This is a genomic window from Roseobacter sp. YIN89, from assembly GCF_057219365.1.
In genome coordinates, this window is sequence record NZ_JBXVVD010000001.1 from 955,714 (window position 1) to 970,996 (window position 15,283).

Annotated in this window: 19 protein-coding genes; 7 read left to right on the forward strand and 12 right to left on the reverse strand. The window is 61.4% G+C overall.

Going from position 1 to position 15,283, the window contains the following annotated elements:
• Positions 1-19: 19 nt before the first annotated feature.
• The 8 genes from AC2D8V_RS04695 to AC2D8V_RS04730 form a co-directional block, all read right to left on the reverse strand.
• A complete protein-coding gene (locus AC2D8V_RS04695) occupies positions 20-913 on the reverse strand; it encodes a hypothetical protein (RefSeq protein ID WP_484732355.1) in 894 nt (297 codons plus the stop codon).
• A 7-nt stretch (positions 914-920) separates the two neighbouring features.
• Positions 921-2,132, reverse strand: a complete 1,212-nt coding sequence (locus tag AC2D8V_RS04700; RefSeq protein ID WP_484732356.1) for an acetyl-CoA C-acetyltransferase — start codon at positions 2,130-2,132, stop codon at positions 921-923.
• Between the two features lie 47 nt (positions 2,133-2,179).
• Positions 2,180-2,818, reverse strand: coding sequence for a glutathione S-transferase family protein (locus AC2D8V_RS04705; RefSeq protein WP_484732357.1), 639 nt, complete (start codon positions 2,816-2,818; stop codon positions 2,180-2,182).
• Between the two features lie 288 nt (positions 2,819-3,106).
• Entirely contained in the window at positions 3,107-4,255 is a 1,149-nt protein-coding gene (locus AC2D8V_RS04710) for an acyl-CoA dehydrogenase family protein (RefSeq protein WP_484732358.1), read from the reverse strand.
• A gap of 20 nt (positions 4,256-4,275) precedes the next feature.
• Positions 4,276-4,488 carry a hypothetical protein gene (locus AC2D8V_RS04715; RefSeq protein ID WP_484732359.1) on the reverse strand — a complete coding sequence of 71 codons (213 nt, stop codon included), beginning with the start codon at positions 4,486-4,488 and terminating at the stop codon, positions 4,276-4,278.
• Positions 4,489-4,504: 16 nt separating this feature from the next.
• Positions 4,505-4,927 carry a GFA family protein gene (locus AC2D8V_RS04720; protein WP_484732360.1) on the reverse strand — a complete coding sequence of 141 codons (423 nt, stop codon included), beginning with the start codon at positions 4,925-4,927 and terminating at the stop codon, positions 4,505-4,507.
• Complete coding sequence (locus tag AC2D8V_RS04725; protein WP_484732361.1) at positions 4,927-6,708, reverse strand: acyl-CoA dehydrogenase C-terminal domain-containing protein; 1,782 nt, start codon at positions 6,706-6,708, stop codon at positions 4,927-4,929. The genes AC2D8V_RS04720 and AC2D8V_RS04725 overlap by 1 nt, the downstream gene beginning before the upstream one ends.
• 36 nt (positions 6,709-6,744) lie before the next feature.
• Positions 6,745-7,146, reverse strand: a complete 402-nt coding sequence (locus AC2D8V_RS04730; protein ID WP_484732362.1) for a MerR family transcriptional regulator — start codon at positions 7,144-7,146, stop codon at positions 6,745-6,747.
• A gap of 209 nt (positions 7,147-7,355) precedes the next feature.
• Between AC2D8V_RS04730 and AC2D8V_RS04735 the strand changes: the two genes are divergently transcribed.
• Positions 7,356-7,922: a hypothetical protein gene (locus AC2D8V_RS04735; protein ID WP_484732363.1), complete on the forward strand. Its 567-nt coding sequence runs from the start codon at positions 7,356-7,358 to the stop codon at positions 7,920-7,922.
• Positions 7,919-8,167 carry a hypothetical protein gene (locus AC2D8V_RS04740; RefSeq protein ID WP_484732364.1) on the forward strand — a complete coding sequence of 83 codons (249 nt, stop codon included), beginning with the start codon at positions 7,919-7,921 and terminating at the stop codon, positions 8,165-8,167. The genes AC2D8V_RS04735 and AC2D8V_RS04740 overlap by 4 nt, the downstream gene beginning before the upstream one ends.
• On the opposite strand, the gene AC2D8V_RS04745 is transcribed toward AC2D8V_RS04740, so the two are convergent.
• On the reverse strand, positions 8,164-8,535 hold the full coding sequence (locus AC2D8V_RS04745; protein ID WP_484732365.1) for a MerR family transcriptional regulator: 372 nt from the start codon (positions 8,533-8,535) through the stop codon (positions 8,164-8,166). The two genes, AC2D8V_RS04740 and AC2D8V_RS04745, sit on opposite strands and share 4 nt — an antisense overlap.
• 125 nt (positions 8,536-8,660) lie before the next feature.
• On the opposite strand from AC2D8V_RS04745, the gene AC2D8V_RS04750 reads away from it, so the two are divergent.
• The 3 genes from AC2D8V_RS04750 to AC2D8V_RS04760 are packed head-to-tail and all read left to right on the forward strand — an operon-like array spanning position 8,661 to position 10,919.
• Positions 8,661-9,083 (forward strand): PaaI family thioesterase, encoded by a 423-nt coding sequence (locus AC2D8V_RS04750; protein WP_484732366.1) that lies wholly within the window; start codon positions 8,661-8,663, stop codon positions 9,081-9,083.
• Complete coding sequence (locus AC2D8V_RS04755) at positions 9,080-9,595, forward strand: PaaI family thioesterase (RefSeq protein ID WP_484732367.1); 516 nt, start codon at positions 9,080-9,082, stop codon at positions 9,593-9,595. The genes AC2D8V_RS04750 and AC2D8V_RS04755 overlap by 4 nt, the downstream gene beginning before the upstream one ends.
• Positions 9,588-10,919 carry an MATE family efflux transporter gene (locus tag AC2D8V_RS04760; protein WP_484732368.1) on the forward strand — a complete coding sequence of 444 codons (1,332 nt, stop codon included), beginning with the start codon at positions 9,588-9,590 and terminating at the stop codon, positions 10,917-10,919. Before AC2D8V_RS04755 ends, AC2D8V_RS04760 begins: the two co-directional genes overlap by 8 nt.
• 42 nt (positions 10,920-10,961) lie before the next feature.
• Here AC2D8V_RS04760 and AC2D8V_RS04765 read toward each other — a convergent pair whose 3' ends face one another.
• Entirely contained in the window at positions 10,962-12,005 is a 1,044-nt protein-coding gene (locus AC2D8V_RS04765; protein ID WP_484732369.1) for a quinone-dependent dihydroorotate dehydrogenase, read from the reverse strand.
• Complete coding sequence (locus tag AC2D8V_RS04770) at positions 12,002-12,352, reverse strand: DUF952 domain-containing protein (RefSeq protein ID WP_484732370.1); 351 nt, start codon at positions 12,350-12,352, stop codon at positions 12,002-12,004. Before AC2D8V_RS04770 ends, AC2D8V_RS04765 begins: the two co-directional genes overlap by 4 nt.
• Positions 12,353-12,500: 148 nt before the next feature.
• On the opposite strand from AC2D8V_RS04770, the gene AC2D8V_RS04775 reads away from it, so the two are divergent.
• Together AC2D8V_RS04775 and AC2D8V_RS04780 are read left to right on the forward strand one after the other, a co-directional pair.
• On the forward strand, positions 12,501-14,057 hold the full coding sequence (locus AC2D8V_RS04775) for a bifunctional metallophosphatase/5'-nucleotidase (protein ID WP_484732371.1): 1,557 nt from the start codon (positions 12,501-12,503) through the stop codon (positions 14,055-14,057).
• 157 nt (positions 14,058-14,214) lie between these two features.
• Positions 14,215-14,892 (forward strand): SOS response-associated peptidase, encoded by a 678-nt coding sequence (locus AC2D8V_RS04780; RefSeq protein WP_484732372.1) that lies wholly within the window; start codon positions 14,215-14,217, stop codon positions 14,890-14,892.
• Positions 14,893-14,909: 17 nt separating this feature from the next.
• Here the strand turns inward: AC2D8V_RS04780 and AC2D8V_RS04785 are convergent, their stop codons facing one another.
• Entirely contained in the window at positions 14,910-15,254 is a 345-nt protein-coding gene (locus AC2D8V_RS04785; RefSeq protein WP_484732373.1) for a hypothetical protein, read from the reverse strand.
• Positions 15,255-15,283 lie beyond the last annotated feature (29 nt).

Sequence of the window (15,283 nt, forward strand, 5' to 3'; positions counted from 1 at the left end):
CGGGTTTTCATTGTTTTGTTCAGTCGGGCCGGACATCGTGAGATGTCCTGCCTGCGTTGCTGTTCCAGTTCAGGTGGCCCAACGCGTTGACGAGCTTTTGCAACAGCCAGCGTTCGTCCACCTTTTTGAAGATCATGGCGCCGTCCCAAGGCTGGACGACATACCGGGTACCGCTGAGCACATGCACACGGTAATTGACACGCAGGGTGGTGCTGTCGATCTCTTCCACACCGGTGACCACGCGGGTCAGTTCGCTGATGCGGTGAATGCGAAATTCCTTCTGGTAGAGATCGAAGTCACGCTGCAGGTCTGCCTCGTTGGTGAAGATGTCGGTACCGTTGCGCGTCTCGAAAGTCAGCGGCAGGTGTACGCTGTCCCGCCAACCGTCGAAGTCGTCGGCCATGTAGACCGCGTCGATGCGATCGACGATGGTCTGGGCCAGTAAACGGCGCGCCTTTGTTGCGTCGCCGCCCACGTGGTCGAACTGCGTCAGCGTGTTGTGCGGGATGCCGTCCCAGTCGCTGGCGCTCAGCGCGGAATCGGATTTTGCCACACGCCAGACGTCGTCTGTGCGATGCAATACCCAGCGCACGGGGTAGCCCGGATAGGCTGTCCCGTCACCGGAATGCATTGCTGTTGTGTGGAATCCCACGATTGTCTCCTCGTTCACTCGGCGTGCCGTGTCGCAAGTTCGGTCCATGCGGACCACGTCCAGTTTGCGCAGTGCCATATGGTAATCGGTGAGCCCGATGCGCGCGTCTCTCTCGGTTTCAAGAACCAGCTTGCCATCGCAGGTGCTCATGAAGTGAGGCACGTGGATATGCTGGATCCAGAGGTCGATATCATGGGTCATGATCGCCTCTGTCAGCCGGTCGAGAACCCCTTGATAAATCGCGCGCGTTTCCAAGCTCATTGCGGGCTTATACCCTTTCGATAACCGTCGCCGCCCCCATGCCGGATGCGATGCAAAGCGTGGCCAGGCCAACTTCCTTGTCCGCGCGCTCCAACTCGTCGAGTAGCGTGCCAATGATGATCGCGCCGGTGGCACCAAGCGGGTGCCCCATGGCGATAGAGCCACCATTCACGTTGACCTTGGCGTTGTCTACGTCAAATGCCTGCATGAAGCGCAACACGACCGAGGCAAAGGCCTCGTTGACCTCAAACAGATCGATGTCGCCAATGGCCATGCCGCTGTCGGCGAGGATCTTTTCCGTGACCGGCACGGGGCCCGTCAGCATGATGGTCGGATCGGTGCCGATCTTTGCGGTGGCGCGGATGCGCGCACGCGGTTTCAGGCCGTATTTCTCGCCAAATTCCTTGCTGCCGATCAGCACGCCCGCGGCGCCATCCACGATCCCGCTGGAGTTGCCAGCGTGGTGGATGTGGTTGATCCGCTCCAGATGCGGATACTTCATCAGCGCGACCTTGTCGAAGCCCGGCATGACCTCGCCCATTGCCTGAAAGGCGGGGTTGAGGCTGCCGAGGCTCTGCATATCGGTTTGCGGACGCATGTATTCGTCGTGATCGAGGATCGGCAGGCCGTTCTGGTCCTTGATCTCGATAACCGATTTGGAAAAGCGGCCTTCGTCCCAGGCGCGTTTGGCGCGCTTCTGGCTTTCCACGGCGAGTTGGTCGGCGTCGTCGCGCGAAAAACCGTATTCGGTCGCGATGATGTCGGCGCTGATGCCTTGCGGGACAAAGTACTGGTCCATCGCGATAGAAGGATCCACCGCAATCGCCGCGCCGTCGCTGCCCATGGCAACCCGTCCCATCATCTCGACACCACCGGCAATATAGGCTTCACCCGCGCCGCCACGGACCTGGTTGGCGGCGAGGTTCACCGCTTCCATGCCCGAGGCGCAGAACCGGTTGATCGCAAGGCCGGGAATACGCTCGTCCAAATCGGACGCCAGCACGGCAGAGCGCGCAAGGCAGCCGCCTTGCTCCATCACTTGCGTGACATTGCCCCAGATCACGTCTTCAACAGCGTGTCCTTCAAGGTTGTTGCGCTCTTTCAGCGCGTTCAAGGTCTGCGCCGACAGGCGCAGCGCGGTAACTTCGTGCAGGCTGCCATCCTTGCGGCCCTTGCCGCGCGGCGTGCGCAATGCGTCATAGATATAGGCTTCGGTCATTGTCGTCTCCTTTGTGCGCGGTCCCGCGCCCATTTGGTGTTTGCGTTTCAGGCCCGGTCTGCTGGAGACCCGGGCATCAGGTCATAAGGGGCTTTCCAGCCCGGTGTCTGGGAAAGGCGGGTGAGCCAGGCGTCGATATGCGGCCAGTCGGTGCGATCAAACCCAAAGGGCTCCGGGTAATAAAGGTAGCCGCAACAGCTCAGATCGGCATTGGTAATGCCATCGCCGACGATCCAGTCGCGCCCCTCAAGGTGACTGTTCAGCACCGTATAGGCCGCCTTGAGCCGCCCTTGCGTAAAGGCAATCACCTCGGCGGGCCGCTTGTCTTCCGGCAGGAAGTTCATCAGGAACCGCAACATGCCCGCCTGCGAACTGAGCTTGTGGTTGTCCCAGAGCACCCAGCGAAAGGCCTCGTAATTTTCTTCGCGGGACTTACCCCCGAACTTGCCAGATTTTTCAGTGACATATGCCTGAATGGCGCCCGACTGGCTGGTCGAGAAATCGCCGTCCACCAGCACCGGCACTTCGCCCATGGCATTCACTTGGGCCCGGTATTCGGGCGAACGTGTCTCGCCGCCGAAGAAATCAACATAGACAGGCTCCCACTCAAGCCCGGACAGTTCCAGCGCAAGCGCGGCCTTGTAAGCATTGCCGCTTTCGCCGAAGCAGTGAAGTTTGATGGTCATCGGTACGAGCCCTCCCATGGCGCGGTTTGAACGGTCAGGACCGGGGGTTTCACACCCCCGGACCCCCGTGGAGTTTTTCTGGCAAGATGAAAGAGCATGTTCATCTTCTCTTAACTGTATGTCGCGCAGTCTGCCGGTGCGCAGCAGGCTGGAGAGCTGAGCTGTGTGCAAGGTGACGCTCTGTGTCTGGCGCGACCGTCAGGCACAGGGCGGAGCTCCTTGTCATCTTGCCAGATAAACTCCCGCCGGAGGCTCCCGCAGGTGCAATGCGCGCCGTCCTCGAACGCATCAGAAAGACCTCGCAATCAGCTCTTTCATGATCTCGTTGGTGCCGCCGTAGATGCGCTGAACGCGGGCGTCTGCCCACATCTCCGCCACGGCGTATTCCTGCATGAACCCGTAGCCGCCGTGCATCTGAAGGCAGGCGTCCAGCACTTCGCCTTGTGTGTCGGTCAGCCAGTACTTGGCCATGGCCGCTTTCTCGACCGTCAGCGCCCCGCGCAGATGCTCCGACAGGCATGCATCGAGGAAAGCGCGGGCCACTGCGGTTTTGGTGGCGCATTCCGCCAGCGTAAAGCGGGTGTTCTGAAACTGTGTCAGCGGACCGCCAAATGCTTCGCGTTCCTTGCAATAGTCAATCGTGCGGGCCACCGCGCCTTCCATGGCACCGACGGCCCCGCACCCGATGATCAGCCGCTCCTGTGGCAGTTGCTGCATCATCTGGTAGAACCCCTGACCCTCGACACCGCCGAGGATATTTTCCGGGGGGATTTCCACATCATCGAAGAACAGCTCCGAGGTGTCGGAGGCGTGCAGCCCGACCTTGTCGAGGTTGCGCCCCCGGCTGAAGCCATCGGCGCCATCGGTCTCCAGTGCGACCAGCGATATCCCCTTGGAGCCCTCGCCGGGGTCGGTCTTGGCTGCCACGAGGATCAGCCCCGCATGCTGACCGTTGGTGATAAAGGTCTTTTGTCCCGACAGCCGGTACGAGTTGCCCTGTTTGAGCGCGCGCGTCTTTATGGCCTGAACATCGGACCCGGTAGAAGGCTCGGTCATCGCCAGAGCGCCCACCAGTTCTCCCGATACCATGCGGGGCAGCCAGCGTTTCTTTTGCTCTTCCGAGCCATAGGCCAGAATATAATGCGCCACGATGCCAGAGTGGATGCCGTGGCCCCAACTGGCGATATTGGCCTTGGCCGCTTCCATCAGGATCACCGCCTCATGGCCGAAGTCACCACCCGCGCCACCGTACTCTTCGGGCACCGAGGGGCAAAGCAGACCAAGCGCGCCCGCTTCCTGCCAGATCTCGCGGTCCATCTCGCCCTGCTTGCGCCACTTCTCGAACTTTGACGACCATTCGTTGGCAATGAAATCGGCAGTCATCTCGGCGAGCATCTGGTGCTCGTCGGTCATCCAGTTTGATACGTGCTGGTTCATGTCTCCCCCCGATGTCCCGGTCACTGCTTGCGCGTATCCAGCTCGGCATTGAAAAGCCTGAGCCGGTGACCGAATGTTTCTTCGTTGATTACGCTGTCGAAATTCTCAAAGAGAAACGACAGCGCCTCTCCCTCGTCCAATCCTGCGTCTGCCGCAAAGCGCCGCAACCTGCGGTATCCGTCTTCTGTCATCGCCACGTTGAAACGGCGGGTGGCGCGAAAGCGTTTGGGCATCGGAACTGGGTTTCCTTTATTCTTCCGTTTGCTCGCCGCTGCAGTCTGCCGGCGAAAAGTCGGGTTTTGGCAGGTCGTCAAGGGCGGCCAGCCATTCAGGGTGCTGGTCGTAGTAGAAGACCACATCAGGGGCCAAAGCAACATCTGCCGAACCTGCCGTCAGCCCCCATGTGGCACTGCCGTTTCCAGCGTAATAAAGCGGTGTGCCGCAAGTGCCGCAAAACCCCCGCGTTGCCACATCGGACGAGGCGTAAACCGTTGGCGTCCCGTGCCATGCAACGCGCGTACGCGCCACGCTGATAAAGGACGGGACCGGTGCGCCGGTCGCCCGCCGGCACATGTCGCAAAAGCAGACGTTCACCTTGCCCGGGCCGGCGGCGACAGTGTAGCGCACCGCGCCACACTGACATCCACCAGAAAAACCGGGAAGCTCCGCCATCAGAAGTTCGCCGCGTCCAGCGCCATCACCGTATCGGCCCCGGATTGGATGCGGCTCAGGTGCAACGCTGTTGCGGGCAACTGGCGGGACATGTAGTAGCGGCCGGTTGCCAGCTTGGTCTCGTGGAACTCCGGATCGGTGGTGCCACCAGCCAGCGCATCACGCGATGCCTTGCCCATCTTGGCCCACATCAGGCCCAGACAGACGTGGCCGAACATATGCATGAAGTCATAAGAGCCCGAGAGCGCGTTATTGGGGTTCTTCATGCCGTTTTGCATGAAGTACATGCCCGCGGCCTGCAAATCCTTCGATGCGGTCTTGAGCGGCTCAAGAAACTGCGCGTCAAACGCTGCGTCCTGACCTGCATTCTCCTTGATGAAAGACTTTACCAGATCAAAGAAGGCCATGACGTGCTTGCCGCCGTCCTGCGCGAGCTTGCGACCCACCAGATCAAGCGCCTGAACGCCGTTGGCACCCTCGTAGATCATCGCGATGCGGGCATCACGGGTGAACTGGGACATGCCCCATTCCTCGATATAGCCGTGGCCGCCATAGACCTGCTGCGCCTTGATGGTCATGTCGTAGCCCTGATCTGTCAGGAAGCCCTTGATCACCGGGGTCATCAGCGACACAAGGCCATCTGCAGCCGCATCGCCAGAGCGGTGCGCCGCGTCAATCAGCGTGGCACCCCACAGTATGAAGGCGCGCGCGCCTTCGGCAAAGCTTTTCTGGTCCATCAGAGAGCGGCGGATGTCCGGATGCACGATCAGCGGGTCTGCCGGACCATCCGGGTTTTTCGCGCCGGTCACATCGCGGCCCTGCAAGCGGTCTTTGGCATACTCCAGCGCATTCTGATACGCCACTTCGGCCTGGCTCAGGCCCTGCATGCCGACGCCCAGACGCGCTTCGTTCATCATGGTGAACATGGCGCGCATGCCCTTGTGCTCTTCGCCCAAGAGATAGCCTACCGCGCCGTCGTAATTCATGACGCAGGTAGAGTTGCCGTGGATACCCATCTTTTCTTCGATTTTACCCACGGCAACGCCATTCCGCTCTCCCAGGGAACCGTCGTCATTCACAATGAATTTCGGCACGATGAACAGTGAGACACCTTTGATGCCTTCTGGCGCGCCAGTGATTTTCGCCAGCACGAGGTGGATGATGTTATCCGCCATGTCGTGCTCGCCTGCTGAAATAAAGATCTTCTGACCGGTGATTTTGTAGCTGCCGTCGTCTTGCGGCTCTGCCTTGGTGCGCATCAGGCCCAGATCGGTGCCGCAATGGGGCTCCGTCAGGTTCATGGTGCCGGTCCATTCGCAAGAGACCATGTTGGGCAGGTACGTCTCTTTTTGTGCCTCCGTGCCATGCGCCAGAATAGCGGACGCCGCGCCATGGGTCAGGCCCTGATACATGGTGAAAGCCATATTCGACGAAGAGAACATTTCACCCACGGCGGTGCCGATGACGCAAGGCATTTCCTGCCCGCCGTACTGCTCCGGCATGTCGAGACCCGGCCAGCCGCCTTCGCGCACCTGATCAAAAGCCTGTTTGAAGCCTGTGGGCGTCCGCACCACACCATTTTCCAACCGGCATCCTTCTGTGTCGCCCACGACATTAAGCGGGGCAAGCACTTCGGCGGTCAGCTTGCCGGCCTCTTCCAGAATGGCAGAGGTAAAATCAGCCTCGAGATCGCCGTAACCGGGGATTTCGCTGTCGGTGACTTTCAGCACATCGTGCAGCAGGAATTGCATGTCTTTGGTGGGTGGTGTGTAGCTTGGCATTGTGTCTCTCCCTGAACCTGACGGGCGTTTTCGTGATTATTCGGCAGCGTCGCGCGAGGTGCGCATCGAAGCGAGCATTTCCTCGCCCCATTTCAGCTGCTCTCTCAGATCGTCGATGGCTTCGTTCAGCTCATCGCGTTGCTTGACCAGATCGGCGAGGCGTTCCTGTGCAATTTCGAACGTCCGGACGAGCTGTGTCTGTTGCTGGTCACCCATGTCGTAGAGATCAAGCAGCTGCCGGATTTCTTCGAGGCTGAAGCCGAAACGCTTGCCGCGCAGGATCAGCTTGAGCCGGGCGCGGTCGCGACGGGTAAACAGGCGCTTCTGGCCTTCACGGATGGGGAACAAAAGCTCTTTTGCTTCGTAGAAGCGCAACGTTCGGGGGGTAACCTCGAAGGCGTCGCACATCTGTCTGATGGTCATGATCTCGTCAGTCATCTCTGTCTCGCTCAACAATTTTCATCGCCGATGTAAGTGTTGTGACACGTGCTACAACACCCGCTCACGTTTACGTAACCGAGACGTTGCGTCACTTTCGAGGAGGTGGATTTTGCGTGAAAGTCGTAAGTCTGCTACAATTCAGGGATGTAGCGATTGGCATATGTTCATCTTTTGCAGGCAGATTATTGCAGATAAGGAATTTACGCGTGCCGGTCTTTAAGACGCTGAACGCATTTGGCATTTCAATTCGTGACACGTGGTCCGTGCCGGATCTGTGGCGCAACCTGTTGAATTTACTGCGCGAACGCGGCCCTGAACTGTTCAGGGATCACAGCGATGCGGCGCGGCAACCCGGCGCGCAGCCGCTGGGCACGGTCGCCTGCGGCGTTACGCCGGTGTGGGCGCGGTGCGGCACTACCCAAGGGTGCAGGCCGTCGTATCCTGCATCCGTGACGCCACGTCCCTTCACGTGGTCCAATGCGCCGGACCGCGCCGGGCGGAACCAAGGCGGTTTGCGGCACATCCAGATTCTGGCCAAAGCGGTCTCTGGCGGCGGGCGGACGATGCCGGTTGTCAGGGCAGGCATGCCCAACGCCTGTGCCGGAGCGCGGGGCGGCAGACCTGTTCCCGCGCGCGCACCCGGGCAGATCGTCAAAGGGCAGTGTAAAGGGCAGTGCGCCGCATTGTCGGCAAGCACGCCGTCAACGACCATATGGTCGGGCGCCCGCGTTGCCGCGCCTCCACCCCGCGCGCGGAATGCGGGTGACAGATGATATTGAAAGCCACCACAAAACCCCAAGTCCAACGCGCCGCGGCCGGTGACCCGCCCGGTGGTTCATCTCTGGTCGCCGATGAAAGCCCCACGCAGGCTCTGCGCCGTGCGGCGGAAATTGTTGAAAAAGCCGCCTATGACGCGGCAGGAACGCAGCAGCCCAGCTGGGTATCGCAACTGATCATCATCGCCGCCGAACTGGAGCGGCTGGCGCAGGTCAGTGACGACGCGCCGCCGCCGGGCTAGCTGTCGAGCGCCTTGGCCGTGTCATCGCGGATCTTGCGCAACTCATCCATGGCTTCGTCAAGCTGCGCGCGTTCTTCGGCCAGCCGTACAAGCTGCTGGTCGGCCAGTTCAACCCAGGCCCGCATCTGCGCCTCGGTGCCTTCATTCTCGTAGATCAGCAGCCACTGGCGGATGTCTTCCAGCTGAAACCCCCACTTGCGTCCGCGAAGGATGAGCTTCATCCGGGCGCGTTCGCGCGGCCCGTAAAACCGGGACCGGCCCTCGCGGTCGGGTTGCAGCAATTCGATATACTCGTAATAGCGCAGCGTACGTGGGGTCACGTCGAATTTCGTGCACATCTCCTTGAACGTGAGACGGTCCGTAGTCATGACTTCTCTCTCTCTCCCCTTAAGCGTACGCTAGGGCCGTTAAGGTGCGAAAGCAACCGCCTCGCGCTTGCAGTGCAGTCACAAATCGGCAAGACAGGGAACAGGGTTTTGGCAGAGGTCCGCAAATGGCAGACAAGAGCACCGTCGCGCGACAATTCATCGAGGCGATACCGCACAGCAAGGCGCTGGGGATGCAGCTTCAGCAGATGAGCGACGGGATCGCCGTGATCGATATGCCCTATGACGAAAAACTGGTGGGCGACCCCGAAAGCGGGGTGATCCACGGCGGCGCGGTATCGGCACTGATGGACACCTGTTGCGGGGCCGCGGTGATGTGTCATCCGGACAGCCGCGCAGGGACGGCCACCATCGATCTGCGCATCGACTACATGCGCGCGGCAACACCGGGCCAGCGCATCACCGCACGGGCAGAGTGTTATCACGTTACCCGTACCGTCGCCTTCGTCCGCGCGACTGCGACGGACGACGACGCTGATAACCCCGTCGCGGCGGCAACCGGTGCGTTTACCGTGGAGAGCAAGGTATGAGACAGCCGCGCCGCAAGCCCGAACCGGTACAGGTCGTCAAGCGACGCCGCGACGCCACGCTGCGCGCACTGGTGGACGGGGTGCCTTACATCCGCTTTCTGGGCATCGAATTCGACCGCCGGGGCGATGAGTTGACAGGTGTTCTGCCCTTCGATCACAAGCTGATCGGCAACCCGTTGTTGCCGGCAATCCACGGCGGGGTGACCGCCGCCTTTCTTGAGGTGACGGCGATTATCACACTGAGCTGGACGTACCTGTGGGAAGACGTGGAATCCGGCGCCATCGACACCGACGGGCTGGCCAGTGGCAAGCTGCCGCGGCTGCCCAAAACCATTGATATCTCAACGGACTATTTGCGGTCCGGCTTGCCGCGCGACGCCTATGCGCGAGCGCGTATCAATCGCTCGGGGCGGCGCTATGCAAGCGTGCATGTCGAGGCGTGGCAGGACAACCGCGATCGGCTTTTCGCGCAGGCCACCGGCCATTTTCTGATGCCGTCCAACCGTGACTGACGCCACCGCCGCCCGGCAGGATATCACGCACCGCCGCGTGCTCAAGATTGCCCTGCCGATCGTGCTGTCCAACGCCACCGTGCCAATCCTCGGCGCGGTCGACGTGGGCGTGGTCGGGCAAATGGGCGAGGCCGCCCCGATTGCCGCGGTCGGGCTGGGCGCGATTACGCTGTCGACGGTCTACTGGATTTTCGGCTTTTTGCGTATGGGCACGGTAGGGCTGGTGGGGCAGGCCGAAGGGGCGGGCGACCGTGCCGAGGTTTCGGCGTGGCTGACCCGCGCGCTGGTGGTGGCTCTGGTGGCGGGGTTTTCGCTGATCGTGTTGCAGCCTCTGGTGATCTGGGGGGCTCTGCAGGTCTCGGACGCAAGCGACACGGTAGAGACACTGGCACGGCAGTACCTTGCCATCCGCATCTGGACAGCCCCCGCCGCCATTGCTGTCTATGCGCTGACCGGATGGTTGGTGGCGATGGAAAAGACCTCGGGCGTCTTTTGGGTGCAGTTGACCATGAACGGGGTCAATATCCTGCTCGATCTCCTGTTTGTGCTGGTGCTGGAGTGGGGGGTGCCGGGGGTGGCGATTGCCACGGTCATTGCCGAGTTGACCGGTGCCGCGCTGGGGCTGTGGTTCTGCCGCGAGGCCTTTCGCCACCCGCAGTGGCGCAACCGGGCGCGCATCTTTGACCGGGCCAAGCTGGTGCGCATGGCGCTTCTGAATACCGATATTCTGCTGCGCTCTGCCATGCTGATGATCATCTTTTCGTCTTTCGTGTTCATCGGCACACGCTTTGGCGATGTGACGCTGGCGGCCAACGAGGTGCTGATCCAGTTCATGTACATCACCGCCTATGCCATGGACGGGTTTGCATTTGCTGCCGAGACGCTGATCGCGCGTGCCATCGGGCAGGGCAGGCGCGCGCATGTGCGGCGCTCCGCGCTGGTCACGTCGATCTGGGGGCTCGTTGTCTGCGTGAGTATGGCTGTGTTCTTTGCGCTGATCGGCAGTTGGCTCATCGGCGTTATGGCCAAGGACGTGGAGGTGCAGCGCGTTGCCCGTGATTTTCTGCCCTATATGGTCGTCGCGCCACTGATCGGCTGCGCGTCGTGGATGCTGGACGGGATCTTCATCGGGGCCACCCGCAGTCGTGACATGCGCAACATGATGGCAATCAGCTTTGCCATATACTGGGCGGCGATCTTTGTTCTGCTGCCGCTGATTGGCAATCACGGGCTGTGGTGCGCCTTGCTGATCTCGTTTGCGGCACGCGGGGTGACGCTGGGGGCGCGTTATCCGGCGCTCGAGCGGCAGGTGGTCAAGGCCTGATCGGGGCTCTGCCCCGACTTCGGCGTCAAAGACTCCTCTTGGTCAGAGCCAGCGGTCTCTGTCGGTACCTACCGCGTCGGACACGCCAGAGAATCCGTCCTTTTGCAAAAGCAGGTCGAGTGATTGCGCGATCTCGGCGGCCAGTGACAGCCCGCCGTAGACCAGCCCGGTATAGAGTTGCACAGCGCTGGCGCCTGCGCGGATCTTTGCGTAAGCCTGCGCGCCGCTGGCCACGCCGCCCACCCCGATCAGAGGGATATCTGTAAGCGTTGACAGCCGGGCCAGCACGCGGGTGGATTTCTCAAACAGGGGCTGGCCGGACAGCCCGCCTGCCTGATCGCGGTGCGGGCTGGTCAGGCCGGTGCGGTCGAGTGTCGTGTTCGTGGCGATGATCGCATCCACCTGCGCGTCGCGGGCGACGTTGGCGATGTCGGCCAGTTCTGTTTCGGTCAGATCGGGGGCGATTTTGAGAAACACAGGGACGGTGCCACGGGTCTGCATCACCCCGTCAAGCAATGCGGCCAGCGCGTCGGCCCCTTGCAGGTCACGCAGCTTTTCGGTGTTGGGGGAAGAGACGTTGACGGTGGCAAAGCTGACCTTGCCGGCCATGTGTTCCATGACGCGCGCGAAATCTGCAGCGCGGTCGGCGCTAGTCTTGTTGGCGCCAAGATTGATGCCCACCGGAACCGCGCTGTGCGCGCGCGCCAGCCGTTCGGCGATGGCGGCCATCCCGTCGTTGTTGAAGCCGAAGCGATTGATGGCGGCGCGATCCTCTCTGAGCCGGAAAAGGCGCGGGGCGGGGTTACCCGGTTGCGCCAGCGGTGTTGCGGCACCCACTTCGATGAAGCCGAAACCCGCCTGCGACAGCGGCGCGACAGCTTCGGCGTTCTTGTCAAAGCCCGCCGCCAGCCCCACAGGGTTGGGCAGGTGCAGGCCCGCCAGCGTCTGGTGCAGCCGCTCAGAGGTGACAGGACCGGGCAGGGGCGCCAGCCCTGCCTTCAGTGCCTTGAGGGCCAAGGCGTGGGCCCGTTCGGGATCGATCCGGCGCAGCGCGAACAGTCCGAGCTTTTCCAGCGTGGCTTTCACGTGCTGGCCTCTTCCAGCCCCGCCGGAAAGACATGCACCCCATCTTGCAGCGGCAGCGGCTGCGCCCAGACGACGTCTGCCATACGCAACACCCGGTAAAGGTGCGGAAACAGCTGCCCGCCGCGCGACGGCTCCCACGTCAGGTCACCGTCGAGCCGGTCTGTATCAATGGCCAGCAGCATCAGCCCGTCTTCCGCGGCAAAGTGCTTGGCCGCGGTTTCGGCCACCTGCGCTGCGGTAGAGAAGTGGACATAGCCATCCGCCACGTCAATCGGTGCGCCAGGGGTCTCTCCCTCGCGGCGCAGCAAGGACCATTCATCGGCCCTGAATATTTTGTAAATCATCATGCGCGCGGTGATGCCCCGCACCCGACGCGAGGTCAAGTGCTCCGCGGATGCGCGCGCGGCAACGATTTGCCGGATTGGGCCACACAGGCTTTGACAGTCCCCGCAACGCTTGGCACGATGGCTGCATCCAACTGAGGGGACAATAATAATGAAACGCATCCTGACCGCCACCGGTCTGCTGGCGCTGAGCGCAGGCATGGCCGCGGCCGAGTATAACCTGACAATTCTACATACCAACGACTTCCACGCGCGGTTCGAGCCGATCAGCAAGTATGACAGCGGCTGCTCTGCCGAGGACGACGCCGAGGGCAAATGCTTTGGTGGCTCCGCCCGCCTTGTTACGGCAGTGGCCGAAGCGCGCGCGCGCTCCAACAACGCGATCCTCGTAGATGGCGGCGACCAGTTTCAGGGCACGTTGTTCTACACCTACTACAAAGGCCAGCTTGCCGCTGAGATGATGAACAAGCTCGGCTACGACGCGATGACTGTTGGCAACCACGAATTTGACGACGGCCCCGAAGTGCTGCGTGGTTTCATGGATGCGGTGAACTTCCCCGTCCTGATGTCCAACGCCGATGTCTCGGCAGAACCGCTGCTGGCCGATACGCTGGCCAAATCCACCGTCATTGAACGCGGCGGAGAGAAAATCGGGCTTATCGGACTGACACCGCAGGACACCGACGAGCTTGCCTCACCCGGCGACAACATCACCTTCTCCGATCCCGTGGCCGCCGTGCAGGGCGAGGTGGACAAATTGACCGCCGATGGCATCAACAAGATCATCGTGCTGTCGCACTCCGGTTACGGCACTGACCAGCGCGTCGCAGCCGAAACCACGGGCGTTGACGTGATCGTAGGCGGGCATTCGAATACGCTTTTGTCGAACACGTCTGATCGGGCGCAAGGCCCGTATCCGACAATCGTGGGGGATACCGCGATCGTGCAGGCCTACGCCTATGGCAAGTTCCTCGGAGAGCTGAACGTCACTTTCGACGATGCAGGCAAGATCACCAGCGCTGTAGGCGAGCCGCTGATCATCGATGCCTCTGTCACGGCGGACGCAGCAACCGCCGCGCGCATCGCCGAAGCAGCCGCACCGCTGGAGGAAATCCGCAACCGCGTCGTGGCAGAGACGGCGACAGAGATTGTCGGCGTGCGGGAAGAGTGCCGCGCGCGCGAATGCGCCATGGGCAACCTGATTGCCGATGCGATGCTGGCGCGGGTCAAGGATCAGGGCATTGATGTCGCTATCCAGAACGGCGGCGGTATCCGTGCGAGCATTGACGCAGGCGAAGTGACCATGGGCGAGGTGCTCACCGTGCTGCCGTTCCAGAACACGCTGTCCACCTTCCAGGTCACAGGCGAAACCATCGTGGCCGCTCTGGAAAACGGTGTCAGCCAGCATGAAGACGGGGCGGGCCGCTTCCCTCAGGTCGCGGGCATGAGCTATGCCTTTGACGTCTCCAAAGAGCCGGGCAGCCGCATCAGCGATGTGATGATCGGGGGGGCGCCGATTGATCCGGCCAAACTCTACGGCGTTGTGTCCAACAACTATGTGCGCAACGGCGGCGACGGCTATGACATGTTCAAATCGGCGATGAATGCTTATGATTTCGGCCCCGATCTGGCAGACGTCACAGCGGAGTTCATCGCGGCTAATGCGCCATACACGCCTTACAAAGACGGGCGCATTACTGAAAAGTGATGCCGCACCGCGCCGGCGGTCGCCTTGTGCGACACCGGCACGGCACCGACAAAACACCGACGTCATACCGACGTGATACCGACGTTGCAGAATGCCCCGGATTTCCGGGGCATTCATGCGTCTGGCTCATAGATTGATAAACAGTTAAACTGCGTGCATGTGCGGACGTTTTGCCATCACCTTGCCCAGCGATGCCATGGCGCAGCTCTTTGCGGCGCAGCCTGACAACGATCTGCCTGACGTGCCGAATTACAATGTCTGCCCGACAACACAGATACATGTAGTGATGCGTGAGGAGGGCGGCGCGCGGCGGCTTGCCGCCATGCGCTGGGGGCTGTTGCCGCGCTGGTACAAAAAACCCAGTGGCGGGCCGCTGCTGATCAATGCGCGCGCCGAGACGATTACAGAAAAACCCGCCTTTCGGGATGCGGTGCGTACCCGTCGGGCGCTCGTGGTGGCGACTGGTTTTTACGAATGGACCAAGACAGAGGACGGTGGGCGCGACCCGTGGTACATCACGCCCACAGCGGACGGCCCGCTTGTCATGGCGGCGATCTGGCAGGATTGGACGGGGCCAGAGGGCGACCGCCTGCGCACCTGCGCCGTCGTCACGACCGCCGCCAACGATGTGATGGCCCGGGTGCACCACCGAATGCCGGTTATCCTCGCACCGGAGGACTGGGCGTTGTGGCTGGGAGAGGAAGGGCACGGTGCAGCGCCGTTGATGCGTGCCGCACCTCAGGACGCGTTGCAAATGCACCGCGTAGATCGCGCGGTGAATTCAAACCGTGCATCCGGCGCGGCTCTGATCGAGCCCATAGAAAACCACACCTGATATCCGCAGCAGCCCGGTTATTTGGACGCTGCCTGCCGCATCAGGTCCATCCGGCCTACGATCAACTGCTTTGCCATCCCGTAAAAAGACCCGACCATGTCCGGTTCGATCTCGACCAGCAACTCGTCGCCGTCCGACATCTCATGGGTAATCCACTTTTCTTCGGCATGGGTAACCTGATGGTTTCGCCCGCTCACATTGACGAATCTGACAATGTCACCGTCCTCGACGATGGTGTGCTGCGGGAAATACGCTGAACCAAGGATAATGATGATATGCTCTTCCGCCCACGCTGCTGTAGCGCTGAATGGAACCGATCCAAGCGTTAACAAGACAACTAGTGAAACAGATTTGAGCAGCAATACTACAGTCCTTAGATCGGTCCCACCCA

Excerpts from the sequence above, each read along its gene's own strand:
- AC2D8V_RS04725 (WP_484732361.1), bottom strand. The coding sequence starts at position 6,708 with ATGCCAAGCTACACACCACCCACCAAAGACATGCAATTCCTGCTGCAC.
- AC2D8V_RS04730 (WP_484732362.1), bottom strand. The coding sequence starts at position 7,146 with ATGACTGACGAGATCATGACCATCAGACAGATGTGCGACGCCTTCGAG.
- AC2D8V_RS04750 (WP_484732366.1), top strand. The coding sequence starts at position 8,661 with ATGGCAGACAAGAGCACCGTCGCGCGACAATTCATCGAGGCGATACCG.
- AC2D8V_RS04775 (WP_484732371.1), top strand. The coding sequence starts at position 12,501 with ATGAAACGCATCCTGACCGCCACCGGTCTGCTGGCGCTGAGCGCAGGC.
- AC2D8V_RS04705 (WP_484732357.1), bottom strand. The coding sequence starts at position 2,818 with ATGACCATCAAACTTCACTGCTTCGGCGAAAGCGGCAATGCTTACAAG.
- AC2D8V_RS04710 (WP_484732358.1), bottom strand. The coding sequence starts at position 4,255 with ATGAACCAGCACGTATCAAACTGGATGACCGACGAGCACCAGATGCTC.
- AC2D8V_RS04720 (WP_484732360.1), bottom strand. The coding sequence starts at position 4,927 with ATGGCGGAGCTTCCCGGTTTTTCTGGTGGATGTCAGTGTGGCGCGGTG.
- AC2D8V_RS04715 (WP_484732359.1), bottom strand. The coding sequence starts at position 4,488 with ATGCCCAAACGCTTTCGCGCCACCCGCCGTTTCAACGTGGCGATGACA.
- AC2D8V_RS04745 (WP_484732365.1), bottom strand. The coding sequence starts at position 8,535 with ATGACTACGGACCGTCTCACGTTCAAGGAGATGTGCACGAAATTCGAC.
- AC2D8V_RS04755 (WP_484732367.1), top strand. The coding sequence starts at position 9,080 with ATGAGACAGCCGCGCCGCAAGCCCGAACCGGTACAGGTCGTCAAGCGA.
- AC2D8V_RS04700 (WP_484732356.1), bottom strand. The coding sequence starts at position 2,132 with ATGACCGAAGCCTATATCTATGACGCATTGCGCACGCCGCGCGGCAAG.
- AC2D8V_RS04780 (WP_484732372.1), top strand. The coding sequence starts at position 14,215 with ATGTGCGGACGTTTTGCCATCACCTTGCCCAGCGATGCCATGGCGCAG.
- AC2D8V_RS04695 (WP_484732355.1), bottom strand. The coding sequence starts at position 913 with ATGAGCTTGGAAACGCGCGCGATTTATCAAGGGGTTCTCGACCGGCTG.
- AC2D8V_RS04740 (WP_484732364.1), top strand. The coding sequence starts at position 7,919 with ATGATATTGAAAGCCACCACAAAACCCCAAGTCCAACGCGCCGCGGCC.
- AC2D8V_RS04770 (WP_484732370.1), bottom strand. The coding sequence starts at position 12,352 with ATGATGATTTACAAAATATTCAGGGCCGATGAATGGTCCTTGCTGCGC.